At 72.4% G+C, this 13,859-nt stretch carries 12 protein-coding genes; 8 read left to right on the forward strand and 4 right to left on the reverse strand.

Annotated features, from left to right (window positions below):
* The first annotated feature begins 152 nt into the window (after positions 1-152).
* Both AB0M59_RS25780 and AB0M59_RS25785 read left to right on the forward strand, forming a co-directional pair.
* Positions 153-4,067 (forward strand): glycoside hydrolase family 2 TIM barrel-domain containing protein, encoded by a 3,915-nt coding sequence (locus tag AB0M59_RS25780; RefSeq protein ID WP_364619421.1) that lies wholly within the window; start codon positions 153-155, stop codon positions 4,065-4,067.
* Positions 4,068-4,250: 183 nt separating this feature from the next.
* Entirely contained in the window at positions 4,251-6,197 is a 1,947-nt protein-coding gene (locus AB0M59_RS25785; protein WP_364619424.1) for an aconitate hydratase, read from the forward strand.
* Between the two features lie 95 nt (positions 6,198-6,292).
* On the opposite strand, the gene AB0M59_RS25790 is transcribed toward AB0M59_RS25785, so the two are convergent.
* Entirely contained in the window at positions 6,293-6,709 is a 417-nt protein-coding gene (locus AB0M59_RS25790; protein ID WP_364619427.1) for a CBS domain-containing protein, read from the reverse strand.
* 157 nt (positions 6,710-6,866) lie between these two features.
* Here AB0M59_RS25790 and AB0M59_RS25795 point away from each other — a divergent pair, with 157 nt between their 5' ends.
* The 3 genes from AB0M59_RS25795 (at position 6,867) to AB0M59_RS25805 (ending at position 8,189) form a co-directional block, all read left to right on the forward strand.
* Positions 6,867-7,055, forward strand: a complete 189-nt coding sequence (locus AB0M59_RS25795; RefSeq protein ID WP_364619430.1) for a hypothetical protein — start codon at positions 6,867-6,869, stop codon at positions 7,053-7,055.
* Positions 7,052-7,630 carry a GAF and ANTAR domain-containing protein gene (locus tag AB0M59_RS25800; RefSeq protein WP_364619432.1) on the forward strand — a complete coding sequence of 193 codons (579 nt, stop codon included), beginning with the start codon at positions 7,052-7,054 and terminating at the stop codon, positions 7,628-7,630. The genes AB0M59_RS25795 and AB0M59_RS25800 overlap by 4 nt, the downstream gene beginning before the upstream one ends.
* Positions 7,631-7,961: 331 nt before the next feature.
* Positions 7,962-8,189 carry a hypothetical protein gene (locus tag AB0M59_RS25805; protein WP_364619435.1) on the forward strand — a complete coding sequence of 76 codons (228 nt, stop codon included), beginning with the start codon at positions 7,962-7,964 and terminating at the stop codon, positions 8,187-8,189.
* 258 nt (positions 8,190-8,447) lie between these two features.
* On the opposite strand, the gene AB0M59_RS25810 is transcribed toward AB0M59_RS25805, so the two are convergent.
* The 3 genes from AB0M59_RS25810 to AB0M59_RS25820 form a co-directional block, all read right to left on the reverse strand.
* Positions 8,448-9,227: a GAF and ANTAR domain-containing protein gene (locus AB0M59_RS25810; RefSeq protein ID WP_364619438.1), complete on the reverse strand. Its 780-nt coding sequence runs from the start codon at positions 9,225-9,227 to the stop codon at positions 8,448-8,450.
* Between the two features lie 53 nt (positions 9,228-9,280).
* The gene (locus AB0M59_RS25815) at positions 9,281-9,949 is read right to left on the reverse strand and encodes an ANTAR domain-containing protein (protein ID WP_364619441.1); all 669 of its coding nucleotides are present in this window, start codon (positions 9,947-9,949) and stop codon (positions 9,281-9,283) included.
* A gap of 253 nt (positions 9,950-10,202) precedes the next feature.
* The gene (locus tag AB0M59_RS25820) at positions 10,203-10,997 is read right to left on the reverse strand and encodes a GAF and ANTAR domain-containing protein (RefSeq protein WP_364619444.1); all 795 of its coding nucleotides are present in this window, start codon (positions 10,995-10,997) and stop codon (positions 10,203-10,205) included.
* Between the two features lie 188 nt (positions 10,998-11,185).
* Here AB0M59_RS25820 and AB0M59_RS25825 point away from each other — a divergent pair, with 188 nt between their 5' ends.
* The 3 genes from AB0M59_RS25825 to AB0M59_RS25835 all read left to right on the forward strand — a co-directional run bounded on the left by AB0M59_RS25825 (position 11,186) and on the right by AB0M59_RS25835 (position 13,589).
* A complete protein-coding gene (locus AB0M59_RS25825) occupies positions 11,186-12,385 on the forward strand; it encodes a zinc-dependent alcohol dehydrogenase (RefSeq protein ID WP_364619447.1) in 1,200 nt (399 codons plus the stop codon).
* Entirely contained in the window at positions 12,375-12,656 is a 282-nt protein-coding gene (locus tag AB0M59_RS25830) for a DUF6480 family protein (RefSeq protein WP_364619450.1), read from the forward strand. Before AB0M59_RS25825 ends, AB0M59_RS25830 begins: the two co-directional genes overlap by 11 nt.
* 153 nt (positions 12,657-12,809) lie before the next feature.
* On the forward strand, positions 12,810-13,589 hold the full coding sequence (locus AB0M59_RS25835; protein WP_364619452.1) for an ANTAR domain-containing protein: 780 nt from the start codon (positions 12,810-12,812) through the stop codon (positions 13,587-13,589).
* The last annotated feature ends 270 nt before the right edge of the window (positions 13,590-13,859 follow it).

Consider the following 13,859-nt stretch of genomic DNA (forward strand, 5'->3'; position numbering starts at 1 on the left):
CGCCGTGGACAAGGACGTCGACGACGGCAAATCCGTATCCCCCGCTTTCAAACAGGACTCAACACGACTTTCGTTGGTTTTTGGGCATTGGTGTTGACCTCTCCTGCTCGACCCGCGACGCTGTAAACCGTCGAGGAACGGGGTGGTTCACGATGTCGCAGTTCGTGCCGGACGGGTCGGCGCAGCGGGGAGCGGTCAGCCGCCGGAGGTTTCTGGAGGGCGGTGCCGCGGTCTTCGGCGCACTCGCCCTGCCGGCCGGCCTGTCGGCACTGGCCGCACCGGCGGCGGCCGCGCAGAACGGCTTGGCCGCGCCGGCCAACGGCTTCCCCGAGTGGAACAACAACATCGGGATCTTCGAGGTCGGCGCCGAGCCGCCGCACGCCACGCTGATGCCGCACGCCGACGTCCGCGAGGCGCTGGCCTGCGACCGCACCCGCTCGCCCTACCGCCTCGACCTCGACGGCGACTGGAAGTTCCAGCACGCCGACCGGCCGGACGCTCGCGACCCCGACTTCCACCGCGAAGACGTCGACGACCGCGGGTGGCCGACGATCCCGGTCCCGGCCAACTGGCAGCTGCACGGCTACGACTTCCCGATCTACGTCAACATCACCTACCCGTGGTGGGGCGCCAACGGGCAGAACGAAAACGCCCAGCCCCCGTTCGCGCCGACGCGGTTCAACCCCGTCGGCCAGTACCGGCGGTCCTTCCGCGTCCCACCGGGCTGGTCGGGGCGGCGGACGTTCCTGCACTTCGAAGGCGTCAAGTCGGCGTTCTACGTGTGGGTCAACGGACAGCTGATCGGCTACCGCGAAGACTCCTACACTCCCAGCGAATTCGACATCACCGAACACCTGCGCCCGGGAACCAACCAGGTCGCCGTCGAGGTCTACCGCTTCTCCGACGGCGACTGGATGGAAGACCAGGACATGATCCGGCTCGCCGGCATCTTCCGGTCCGTGTACCTGTTCTCGACGCCGTCGGTGCACCTGCGCGACTTCCGCCTCGACACGCGGCTGCGCGACGGCTACACGAACGCCGACCTCGCGGTCACCGCGCACGTCCGCAACTACGGCGGTGCGGACGGCCGGACCTACACCGTCGAGACCCAGCTCTACGACACCGCGAGCCGGCCGGTGTGGCCGAGGCCGCTGAGCCAGACCGTCGACCTCGGCTCGGCCGCACCCGGGCAGGACGTCACGGTGACCGCGGCGAAGGGCGTGCGCGCGCCGAAGCTCTGGTCCGCGGAGCACCCCGACCTCTACACCGCGGTGCTCGTCCTGCGCGATCCGGCAGGAAAGGCCATCGAGACACTGTCGGCCCGCGTCGGCTTCCGCGAGTTCGCGCTCACCGACGGGCTGATGCGGATCAACGGGCAGCCGGTGACGCTGCGCGGCACGAACCGCCACGAGATGCACCCCGACCACGGCGCCGCGCTCACCCGCGCGGACCTGGCCGAGGACATGAAGCTGATGAAGCGGCTCAACATCAACGCCACCCGAACCTCCCACTACCCCAACAACCCCAGCTGGTACGAGCTGGCCGACGAATACGGCCTGTACGTCCTGGACGAGACGAACCTGGAGACGCACGGCGTCCGCGACCGCTACCCCGGCTCGAACCCGGACTGGACGGCCGCGGTGGTCTCCCGCGCGCAGCGGATGGTGCACCGCGACAAGAACCACGCGTGCGTGGTCATCTGGTCGCTCGGCAACGAGGCCGGTGGGGGCAGCAACTTCGTCGCGATGCGGGACTGGATCCGGTCGTACGACACGACGCGGGTGGTCCAGTACGAAGGCGACGACCGGCCCGAGGTCAGCGACGTCCGCTCCGAGATGTACGCGACACCGGCCACGATCGAGAAGCGCGCGCTCGACACCGCCGACACCCGGCCGTACATCCTGATCGAATACGCCCACGCGATGGGCAACTCCAACGGGAACCTCAAGGAGTACTGGGACGTCATCCGCGCCCACCCGGTCCTTCAGGGCGGGTTCATCTGGGACTTCGTGGACCAGGGGCTGCACTGGCCGACCCCGCCGCGCAAGCTGCTCACGGAAACCGGCCCGGACGCCCTCACCGCGGAACTGGCACCCGCCGCGAAGTTCGATCGCTCGCACGGCCTGACGGGCAGTGCGCTCGTCGCCCCGGCGGAAGGTCTGGACCTGACCGGCTCGCTGACCCTGGAAGCCCGGGTCACGCCCGCCGCGGTCGGCGGGCACCAGCCGATCATCGCCAAGGGCGACCACCAGTACTCCCTCAAGCTGAGCGAAGCCACCCTCGAGTTCTTCGTCTACGCGGGAAGCTGGATCGCCGCGACCGCTCCGCTGCCCGCCGACTGGACGGGGAAGGAACACCACGTGGCGGGCGTGTTCGACGACGCGGCGAACACGCTGACCCTCTACCTGGACGGCGAAGCCGTCGCCTCGGCGACCACCGACCACGTGCCCGACAGCACCGCCGTCCAGCTCGCCCTCGGCACCGACGCCGAGAACACCGAGCGCGTGTTCGGCGGGACCATCCGCATCGGCCGCGTGTACGCGCGGGCGCTGAGCGCCGCGGAACTGGCGGCGGACAGCCGCGACGCCCGCGACCCCGCCGTCCGGTTCTGGTTCGACGCGGCCACCGCGGGCTACACCGAGCAGCAGCCCGCGGCGAAGACCTTCCTGGCCTACGGCGGCGATTGGGGCGACAACCCCAACGACGGCAACTTCTGCGCCAACGGCATCATCACCGCCGACCGGCGGCTCGCGGGGAAGGCCGCCGAGGTCAAGCACGTCTACCAGCCGATCATCGTCAGCGCGGGCGCGGACATCACCGCGGGCCGGGTGACGATCACCAACGAGAACCTCTTCACCGACGTCAGCGCGTACGACGGCGCTTGGGAACTCGTGGCCGACGGCGAAGTGGTGCAACGCGGCCGGCTCACCCCCGCGCAGCTGGCCGTGCCACCCCGGTCGAGCCGGACGATCACCCTGCCCGTCCGCCGGCCCGGCAGCCCGGCGCCGGGCACCGAGTACTTCCTGCGCCTGGCGTTCACCACCCGGACACCGATGCCCTGGGCCGAGCGCGGCTTCGAGGTGGCGAGCCAGCAGCTGCCGGTCGACTTCGGCAGCCCCGCGGTCCGGCCGGTGCCGCTGGCCCAGGTGCCCGCCGTCGCCGTGCACGACACCGACGAGGCCGTCGTGGTCACCGGCAAGGACTTCACCGTGTCCATCGCCAAGGACACCGGGCTCATCACATCGTACGAAGCCCACGGCACCACGCTCGTGACGTCGGGGCCGGCCCCGAACTACTGGCGCGCTCCCACCGACAACGACGTCGGCAACGGACAGCCGAGCCGCAACGCGACCTGGCGCCACGCGGGCACCGGGCGCCACGTCACCGGTGTCACCGTGCGGACCCTCGCCGGCAAGGCCGCGGTCGTGACGGTCAGCGGCACCCTGCCGACCTCGGTCGCCTCCACGTACACGACGACGTACACGGTCTTCGGCAACGCCGAGATCAAGGTGGACCACACCCTGCACCCCGGTTCGCCGTCCCTGCCCTACATCCCCGAGATCGGGACGATCCTGGTGGTGCCGGGCGAGTTCGACACCCTGGACTACTACGGCCGCGGACCCACCGAGAACCACTGGGACCGCAACACCGGTTCCGACGTCGGCCGGTACTCCTCGACCGTGGCCGGGCAGTGGACCGGCTACATCCGCCCGCAGGAGAACGGCAACAAGACCGACGTGCGGTGGGTCGCGCTGACCACCAAGCGCGGGACCGGGCTCCTGGTGAGCGGTGAGCCGCTGCTCGAGATCAACGCGTCGCACTTCACCCCGGAGGACCTGTCGGCCGGCGCGCTGCACGACTACCAGCTCACCCCGCGCGAGGACGTGGTGCTTCGCGTGAACCACAAGCAGATGGGCGTCGGCGGCGACGACAGCTGGGGCGCGCAGACGCACGACGCGTACAAGCTGTTCGCCGATCGCGACTACAGCTACACCTATCGGCTGCGCCCGCTCCCGAGGCGGGACCAGGCGATGGCGTTGTCCCGCAAACCGACCGCGACTTCGTGAGATCCGCGTCGGCCCGGGCACGCCCGGGCCGACGCCTACGATGGTCATCCAGGGAGGTCCTGGTTGACCACGACCGGCTGACCGGCTTGTGACTGCCGACCCTGGCGGGCGACGGTCCGCACCGGGTGCCACCGGCAGCGCCGCGCAGGATTGCCGCCCGGACGAGCCGGGTAGTCCACCGGTATGGCCGCCCCACGCGCTCTGGCACGCAAGCTGATCGACGAGCACCTCGTGGACGGTGACCCGGTCGCCGGCGAGGAGATCGGCCTGCGCGTCGACCAGACGCTGACCCAGGACGCCACCGGCACGCTGGTCATGCAGGAACTCGAGGCGCTGGGGCTCGACCGGGCGCGGACCGAGGTGAGCGTCCAGTACGTCGACCACAACCTCCTTCAGGCCGACGAGAAGAACGCCGAGGACCACGCGTTCCTGCGCTCGGCCTGCCGCTGCTACGGCATCTGGTTCTCCAAGGCCGGCAACGGCGTCTCGCACCCGACCCACATGCAGCGGTTCGGCGTCCCGGGCAAAACGCTGGCCGGGTCGGACTCGCACACCTGCGCCGCCGGGTCGCTCGGCATGCTGGCGATCGGGGTCGGTGGCCTGGAGGTCGCGCTCGCCATCGCCGGTGAACCGCTTCGCCTGCGGATGCCCGAGATCTGGGGGGTGCGGCTCACCGGCGCGCTGCCCGACTGGGTGTCCGCCAAGGACGTGGTGCTGGAGATGCTGCGCCGGCACGGGGTGAGCGGCGGAGTCCACCGCGTCATCGAGTACCACGGACCCGGCCTCGACGGGCTCACCGCGATGGACCGGCACGTCATCGCCAACATGGGTGCCGAACTCGGCGCCACCGCGACCGTCTTCCCGGCCGATGACGCCGTTCGCGTGTTCCTGCGCGCGGAAGGCCGTGAAGACGACTTCACCGAGTTGCGCGCCGACGAAGGTGCCACTTACGACATCGAAGACGAGATCGATCTCGCCGCGCTGGAGCCACTCGTCGCGAAGCCGTCCTCGCCGGGCAACGTCGTCCCGGTGCGCGAGGTCGCTGGAACGCCGATCGGCCAGGTCGTCATCGGGTCCTCGGCGAACCCGGGCTTCCGCGACTTCGCCGTCGCCGCGGAGCTGGTCAAGGGACGGCAGACGGCCGACTCGGTGAGCTTCGACGTCAACCCCACCTCCCGGCAGATCCTCGTCGACCTGACCAAAGCGGGCCACGTCACGGAGCTGCTCGCCGCGGGTGCCCGGATCCACCAGGCCGGCTGCCTCGGCTGCATCGGGATGGGACAAGCACCGGCGACCGGGCAGAACTCGCTGCGCACCTTCCCCCGCAACTTCCCGGGCCGCTCGGGCACGCCCGACGACGCCGTGTGGCTCTGCTCCCCCGAAACCGCCGCCGCCTCCGCACTGACCGGCGTGCTGACCGACCCGCGTGACTTCGCCGCCGAGCACGACCTGCGGCATCCCGACCTCGCGCCGCCGAAGCGCTCGGCGGTGAACACGCGCATGCTGCTCGAGCCGCTGCCCGAAACCGAGGCGGCGCGGGAGGAACTGGTCAAGGGGCCCAACATCTCCGGCCTCCCCGACTTCGACGCGCTGCCCGATCGGCTCGAAGGACCCGTGCTGGTGAAGGCCGGCGACGACGTCTCCACCGACGAGATCTCCCCCGCCGGGGCCCGTGCCCTGCCGTACCGCTCGAACATCCCGAAGCTTGCCGAGTTCACCCTCACCCGCATCGACGAGGACTACCCGCGCCGCGCCGCCGAAACCGGCGAGCACTTCATCGTCGCCGGCTCGAACTACGGGCAGGGTTCCTCCCGCGAGCACGCTGCCATCACCGTCCGCTACCTCGGGCTCCGCGCGGTGCTGGCGCGCTCCTTCGCCCGGATCCACTGGCAGAACCTGGCCAACTTCGGCGTCCTGCCCCTGGAGTTCGCCGAGCCGGCCGACTACGACCGGATCTCCGCCGGTGACGTCCTGGTCGTCGACGACCTGCACGACGCACTTGCCGCGGGCGAGCTGTCCGTGCACGACAAGACCCGGGACGAGGACTATCCGCTCGTCCACCGGCTGTCTCGTCGCCAGCTCGACGCGGTCCTGGCCGGCGGCCGGATCCCGCTGCTCGCCAAGACGTGAGAGGATCCGGACCGGCGCACCGGGTTCCCGGGCCCCGCCTGGGGCGCCCGACGACAGGCGGGCGCCCCTGGCGGGCCGGATCAGTCAAGCGACGATCAGTCGAAGGACAGCGCCTCGACCAGCGCTCCGGCATCGGGGTGGGGTAACGCCCGCGCCACGTCGGCCTGCGCGACCACACCCACGAGGTCGTGGCCGTCGATCACCGGCAACCGGCGGACGCGGTGTTCCGACATCGTCCGGAGGACCTCCTCGACGTCGTCGTCGGCGCCGATGGTCACGGCCTCGCCCTGGGCCAGCTCCCCCACGTGCACCGCGCGGACGTCCTTGCCCTCGGCCAGTACCTTGACGACGATGTCACGGTCGGTGAGCATGCCCTTGAGCCGGTTGTCCTCACCGCAGATCGGCAGTGCGCCCACTCCCATCCTGGCCATGGTGGTCACCGCCTCCTGCACGGTGTCCGACGCGCGGGCGCAGGTGGCGTCGGCGGTCATGATGTCGCGAGCCGTGGTCATCCGGTACTCCTTCCGTCGATGCGCTGAGTTCTTCCGAGATCTCCGGCTACCCCGGCCGCGGCCGGGTAACCACAACCCCAGCCGAAGGAGCGGCGATGCCGGCTCCGCGCGCGTGCCGGCCGGGATGCCGCGTCGGTGCGTTCACCAACGCGGGCGGATGGGTACTCGGGCCGCATGTCGTCGGGAATGGTGCGCGTCGGCCGGGCTGCCGCTGGACGGCGAGGTCGCGGCGATCGCCGCGCGGATGTCGGGGCTGCTGCTCTCCCGCGAGAGTGTCGACGCCGTGCTCGAACTGATCGTCGCGCCGGCGGACGCGACGATCCCGGGAGCGGCGGGGCCGGGGTGACCTTGGCCGGGCACAACGGCGACCCCGCGACGACGGCCGCGTCGAGCGCAGCGGTGAGAGAGGCGGACGCGCTCCAATACTCCCTCCGGGAAGGGCCGTGCCTGACTGTGCTGGCGAAGGGTTCACCGGTGCGCGTCGACGACGTCACCACGGAACGGCGGTGGCCCCGCTGGTGCGCCGCGGTCAGCGGCTCCGGCCTACGCTCGGTGCTCACCACACCGCTCCTGGCGGCCGACGGCTGCCTCGGCGCGATCAAGATCTACGCGACGACGCCGCGGGCGTTCGGGCCGGCCGACGAGCACGCCATGGCCGAATTCGCCACCCGTGCCACGGTCCTCGTGGCGCAGGCCCGCGAACACGAACGGGCGAGTGTCTTGAGCGAGCGGTTCCGCCGGACACTGCGGGACCGGGACACCATCACCATGGCGCGGGGATTCCTGATGGCGCGCGAAGGGATCGACCAGCCGACCGCGTCCGAGTGGCTGCTGCTGTCGCTCGCCCGCGCGCAGGGCCGCAGCCCCGTCCAGACCGCCGTCGGCATCCTTGCCTCCGGAGAAGGAGCGCCCCCGGCGTGACCCCCTGCCCGAGGAACAGCAGCAACGACAGCTCAGCGCTTGCTTCGCACGCTGCGAGCTGACTCTGGAAGAGCTGTGGACGCGCTACTTCGCGCTCGGCGGCGGACAGAACCCGCTGGAACTGGACGCCTACCTGCACGGGCTGGCCAGTCTGCCACGCATCCGGGTTCATCCGAGTTCGCACCGGATCCACGCGGCGCGGGTCCCGTCCGGCCCTGCGCTGGGTGTCCGGTGTGGACAGTGACGGCCGGGTCCGGCGCCCGCGCGGCGGGCGGCTCGCCCGGTAACCGGAGCGGGGGCTAGCGTGGTGCCTGACGGACGGAGGTCCGGCATGACCCGATCGGATTACCAGCGCGTGGCGCGAGCGACACTCGCGGCAGCCCGCAACCGGGCAGCGATCGCCGAAGCCACGGGCATCCTGGCCGCGCAGGGCGACAACGAGGGCCGCGAGACCCTGCGCGCACCCCACGGCCGGGCCGGGGAGGACGCCGAGGCGGCTCGCGTGGTCGCGGCCACGAACGCGGCGGCCGAGTGCCGTGCCGACCCGGACTGGCTCTGACCAGGTACGACGAGGTGAGCCTCGGCCGCGCGGCTCGGGAAGCCGGTCGGAGCACTACCGCCTGCAGCAGCCGTTGCGCACCGTCGGCCGCAGCTGTACGTGACGGGGACGCACCCGAACGAGCGGACCACCACGGGATCGGGCGAATCGAGGCATCGCTCCGAGCGGACGGCCGCACCCGCGGTCGGCCGGGCCGCAACCGACGCGCACCCGCGACCAGCACGGACCGGCAACCAGCCGCGACCGGATCCGAGCTCCTCAGCCGCTCTGCGCCCGGTGGGCGGCCGGTGACGTCGAAGGTCGGGGCGGGGCGTCGGCCGCCAGTGCGCCCGGTGCGAGCTTGCCCGTCGTGAGCGCTTCCGCGACCGCCGTGACCGTGGTGCGCCTGCGATCGGCGTGGGCGTGCAGCAACACCCGGGCCGCACCCGGGTCCAAGCCGCGGGCCGCGGCCACCATGCCCACCGCTTGGGCGAGCCGGACCCGCTCGTTGAGCACCACGAGTGTCGTCTCCACCAAGCGGGCGTCGCGGCGGTCGCCGGGCTCCGCCGTCAAGCCGAGGACCGCCAGGTCCGCCAAGGCCTGGCACGCCTGCAGCTGTTCGCGCGTGAGCTCGCCCGCCTGCGCGTGGAAGAGGTTCAAGCCACCGACCGCCCGGCCCCGCAGCCGGAGCGGGAACGCGTGCACCGCGCGGAACCCGCTGGCCACGGCGCCTTCGGCGAAGGCAGGCCAGCGCGGGTCTTCGGCACCGAGGTCCGCCGCGCCGACGATCTCGGCGGTCCGGAGGCACTCGACGCACGGGCCGTCACCGGTCAGAACCTGCAGCACTTCCAGGAACTCCGTCGTGTCGTCGGACGCCGCGACCACTTCGAGACCGCCTCGGGCGTCGGTCATCAGCAGGCCGGCCGCCGCCGCGCCGGTCAGCTCGCCGCACGACCGCGTCACCACCCGGAGGAGGGCAGCGACGTCGGTCCCGTCGGCGACGAGCTGCGTGGTGAGTTCCACCAGCGCGTCGGCTAGCTGTTCGCGCGTCTCTGGCACCCCGCGAGCATACGACCCGGCCGCGTGGCTCGCGGCGTGGTCGGCGGCGCCGGTCACTCCGCCCCGCGATCGAGTTCGATGCGCCGGGCGACCACGTCCCGGGAGACCTCGAGGAGTGAACGTCCCTCACCGAAAGCGTGAGCACGCAGGCGCGCGAAGGCTTCCGGCAGATCGATGCGCAGCTGGACCGCGATCATGCCGGTCGCGATGTGCACGTCCTCGTACACCCCGCCGAACTGGTCGGCCGGCTCGCGGCCGGCCGATTCGTCGTCCAGGACCTGCCGCAGGATCAGCATCGTGGTCAGGTCGGCCAGCAGAAGCGCGTCCGCCAGCGCGTCCCCGGCGAGCCAGCCGGTCGTGCGCCGGTAGAGGTCCAGGGTGCCCAGCCGGATCGCGCCCGTCTGCAGCGGGAAGGCGAACACCGCGGCCACCCCGGCCGCGCGGGCCGCGTCGGTGAACATCGGCCACCGGCCTTCCGGCGCCGTGACGTCGCCGACGAGCACCGGCCCGCCACTGGTGTAGGCCACGACCCCCGGCCCTTCACCCAACGCGTACTGCGCTTCCTCCAGCTTCGCCGCCCAGAGCCCGCTCGTCGCGAGCAGTTCCTGCGCGCGACCTTCGGTCCGGAGGGTGATCGCGGCGCCGTCGGCGAGCTCGTCGGCGCCGGTGGCGCACACCGCGGCGGGCAACCCGGCGCCGTCCCGGGCCGCTCGCCGGGTCACCTCCTGCCAAAGCCGTTCACGTCGGCTACCGTCCACCGGCCCCTTCGTTCGCGGCGTCTTCACGTTCACGTGGGGCGGCGCCCGGATGGCGACGTCACGGCACGGCCGGCTCCGCCTGATCCGCTCCGGCGTCGTGCGGGTACCAGACTACGAATCCGGTGCCGCGCCCGCAGCCCAGGGCCGCCGGCCGCGGCGGACGATCGGAGTGGGGTAGCCGCGCGGTGCCGGTTCAGCGCGGCTGATCAGCACCACGTCACGACCGGTCCAGTTCGGTGTGACGGCCGGCGAGCGTGTGGGCCAGTTCCGCGAGCTTGACGTTGAGCTGCTGGGAAGTCCGCCGCAGCAGGTCGAACGCCTCGTCCGCCCCGATCCCCCGCCGTTGCATCAAAATACCCTTGGCCTGCCCGATGACGTCACGGCTGTCGATCGCGCGGCGCAGGTGCTCGGCCTGCAATTCCGCCTGCGTCACCGCCGACACGCCCGCCAGCGCCAGCGAAGCGTGCGTGGCCAGCAGCAGGCCGGTGTCCCGCGCCTGCTCGTCCAGCACGGCGCTCCGGCGGGCGTAGACGTTGAGCGCCCCACCTTGGCGCGCGGGCCGGTCGAAGGGCTGCAGCGCGGTCGAGAGCACCGCGGCGAACCCGTGTTCGGCGGCACGGGGGCCGAAGCGGGGCCACGCCGGTTCCGCCGCCAGGTCGTCGCTGCCGACGTGGCCGGGACCGTTCTCGCGAGAGGCGTCGACGCACGGGCCTTCCCCGGTGTCGTACTGCACCTGGTCCAGTTCGGCGGCCACCGGATCCGTCTCCACCGGCGTGAAGAACCGCCCTTCGGGCGACCGCAGGGTCACCGACACGAGATCGGCGCCGGGCACCACCCGCCGTGCGGCCACCACGACCTGCTCGAGGACGTCGGCGACGGTCGTCGCGTCCAGCAGCCGCGCGGTCAACGCGGCGAACTGCTCGGCCAAGGGCCCGCCTCGGTCGCCGCCCGCCGCGAACTCGGCGCGCTCAGCCGCCCAGTCCTGCTCGCCGCGGTCCGCTGCGTCCGTCATGCGTGCCACCTCGTCGTTGTCGTCTTCGCCTGGCGCGAGCCGGACGGCGTGCTCCCGCCGCCCGTCTGAGCGGCATACCCGATCTCCCGCGTCGCCAACCGGCCGGCACTTCGCCCGCGGTGGGCGCGTTTCGGAGCCCTCCGACCGGGCAACCGGCCCGGACGAGCAGGAACCGAGGAGGAGGAACCGTGAAGGCAGTGGTGTGGCACGGCGTCGGGGACATCCGCGCCGAGGAGGTCCCCGACCCCAAGATCCTGGAGCCCAGCGACGCCGTCATCCGGGTCACGCGCAGCGCGATCTGCGGCACCGACCTGCACCTGGTGCGCGGGACCATGCCGGGAATGGTGCCCGGCACCGTACTCGGGCACGAGGCCGTCGGCGTGGTCGAAGAGGTCGGCCCGGCGGTCCGCGGGTTCACCCCGGGCGACCGGGTGGTGGTGACCTCGACGATCGGCTGCGGGACGTGCTCGTACTGCCGCGCGGGGTACTACGCCCAGTGCGACACGGCCAACCCGAACGGCCCGGGCGCCGGGACCTGCTTCTTCGGCGGCCCCGAATCGACGGGGCCGGTCGACGGCCTGCAGGCGGAGTACGCGCGCATCCCGTTCGCCATGACGACGCTCGTGCGCATCCCGGACCCGGTGAGCGACGACCAGGCGATCCTGGTGTCCGACATCTTCCCGACGGCCTGGTTCGGCGCGCGGCTGGCCGAGGTCGGCGAGGGCGACAGCGTCCTGGTGCTCGGCGCCGGCGCCGTCGGCCAGCTGGCGATCGCCTCCGCGAAGCGCCAGGGCGCGGGCCGCGTGTTCGTCGTCGACGGCATCGCCTCCCGCCTCGATCTCGCCCGCGGGCAGAACGCCGAAACCATCGACTTCAACACCGAGGATCCGGTGGCCCTCGTGCGGGAACTGACCGGGGGTATCGGCGTGGACCGCGTGATCGACGCCGTCGGCGTGGACGCGCAGCGCCCGGCCCGCGGCCCGGCGGCCGGGCAAGGTGCCGACCTCGAAGCGGAACGGGCGGTCGCCGCGCCCGACGCCGCCCCCGACGGTGACCAGTGGGTGCCCGGCAACGCCCCGAGCCTGGCGGCCCGCTGGGCGGTCGACGCCGTGGCGAAGGCCGGCACGATCGGCATCATCGGCGTCTACCCGCCGGGGTTCGACCGCTTCCCGCTCGGCACGGCGATGAACAAGAACCTCACCGTGCACCTGGGCAACTGCAACCACCGCCGGTACGTGCCGCACCTCGTGCAGCTCGTCGCGTCCGGCGCGGTCGACCCGACGGCCTTCATCACGCAGCACGAAGACCCGGCGTCCGCGATCGACGCGTACCAGACCTTCGACCGCCGCGAGGCGGGTTGGCTGAAGACGGTGCTCGATGTCTCCTGACCGCGCGGACCGGGAAGAGACCTCGGCGACCGGCGGGACCGCGGCACCCCCGGACCCCGATCCGGCCGACACCCCGGACCTGGAACCGGGTGGCGGGGTCCCGCTCGGCAGCACGCCGCCGGACTCGGCGCAGACGTCGGGGCTGTCGCACCCGCAGCCGATGCCGTCCAAGGCCATGCCGGTGGCCTGGCTCATCGCGATCGGCGTGCTGACGCTGATGGCGGCCGCCTTCGTGGCGTCACTGGCGGCCGGCTGGCTCCGGATGTGGTGACCGGCTGCCGGTTCGTCACCCGGTCACGGGATGAATCGCGGGCCGGAATCGGGCAGAATCGGACGGGTTCAGTCTTCGGTGCGCCGACCGCCCTTCGCGTGCTCGGCCACCGCGGCCCGAGCCCGGAGGTGGGAGTCCGTGACGCGAACGCCGGTGAACGCATTCGATCGGTGGGAACCACTCGACCACTTGCTGACCGAGCTGCTGGACCGGGTGGCCGCCGAAATCCGCGGCTGCCTCGGGACCGCGCTCACCGTCCGCCGCGACGGCGGGCCGCCTTCGGTCCTGGCCACGTGCGGGGTCGGTGATCGGCTGGCCCCGATCCAGCTGAGGCGCGGCGGGCCTATTGCCGACGCCGCCGGAAGCGGCCAGTCGGTGAGCACGGACGATCTCTTCGCCGACGAACGCTGGCCCGGGCTGTCGGACGACGCCCTCGTCGGGAAGCACCCCGATCCCGCCGATCGGTGGCGCCGGGTCCGCGGCGCCGTCGCGGTGGGCGGTCTCTCGGGCGACGACACCCTCGTGGTGTCGGCCACGCTCGACGGCCCGGCGTCTCCCGAAGCGCGGGCGGTGCTGCGGCGCTACGAAAAGCTGACCGCGGACCTCCTGGTCCGGGTCGCCGGGGCCGCGGCGACCGGCGCGCCGGACCAGGTGCAGGCGATGCTGGCTTCCCGCGCCACCATCGAGCAGGCCAAGGGCGCCATCATGGCGCTCCGGGGCTGCGACGTGGAGGAGGCGTGGCGCACGCTGCGCCGGTGCAGCCAGGAGTTCAACGTGAAGGTCCGCGACCTGGCGGCCGCCCTGGTCGAGCTGCTGGGCGACCCCGAGGTGCGCCGGCCGGCCGGCGCGCCCCCGATCCGCCCGGACGCGTCGGCCCGCGAGGCCGCCCGCCGGATGTGGAGGGCGTTCACGATGAACTGCCCGGGTCCCTAGCCCGGGTGGACGGAGCAGTCACGCAGCCGCGGTCGTCGCCGATCGCGACGAGGAGGTCTCGCACACAGGCGCGGGCCGCGTAGACCGCCGGCCCGCGGTACCCGGGTGCTTGGCGGCCGGTGGGGTGTTCGGCAGCTCCTGCTCCCCGCCGTCCGACGATCCTCGCGGGCGGGGTCGGCGCTCGTCGAGCAGTGCGGCGTTCTCTGGGCGGGCAGCACCGTTCCGGTGGCAAAACCGTCTGGGCGGACCTCGCGGTGGAGAGCAGTTCGT

The sequence above is a fragment of the Amycolatopsis sp. NPDC051371 genome (assembly GCF_040682155.1).
In the GTDB taxonomy this organism is placed as follows: Bacteria; Actinomycetota; Actinomycetes; order Mycobacteriales; family Pseudonocardiaceae; genus Amycolatopsis.

Bases quoted from the DNA above. Each gene is read 5' to 3' on its own strand.
- AB0M59_RS25820 (WP_364619444.1), bottom strand. From the start codon at position 10,997: ATGACGGACGCAGCGGACCGCGGCGAGCAGGACTGGGCGGCTGAGCGC.
- AB0M59_RS25790 (WP_364619427.1), bottom strand. From the start codon at position 6,709: ATGACCACGGCTCGCGACATCATGACCGCCGACGCCACCTGCGCCCGC.
- AB0M59_RS25785 (WP_364619424.1), top strand. From the start codon at position 4,251: ATGGCCGCCCCACGCGCTCTGGCACGCAAGCTGATCGACGAGCACCTC.
- AB0M59_RS25805 (WP_364619435.1), top strand. From the start codon at position 7,962: ATGACCCGATCGGATTACCAGCGCGTGGCGCGAGCGACACTCGCGGCA.
- AB0M59_RS25830 (WP_364619450.1), top strand. From the start codon at position 12,375: ATGTCTCCTGACCGCGCGGACCGGGAAGAGACCTCGGCGACCGGCGGG.
- AB0M59_RS25795 (WP_364619430.1), top strand. From the start codon at position 6,867: ATGGGTACTCGGGCCGCATGTCGTCGGGAATGGTGCGCGTCGGCCGGG.
- AB0M59_RS25780 (WP_364619421.1), top strand. From the start codon at position 153: ATGTCGCAGTTCGTGCCGGACGGGTCGGCGCAGCGGGGAGCGGTCAGC.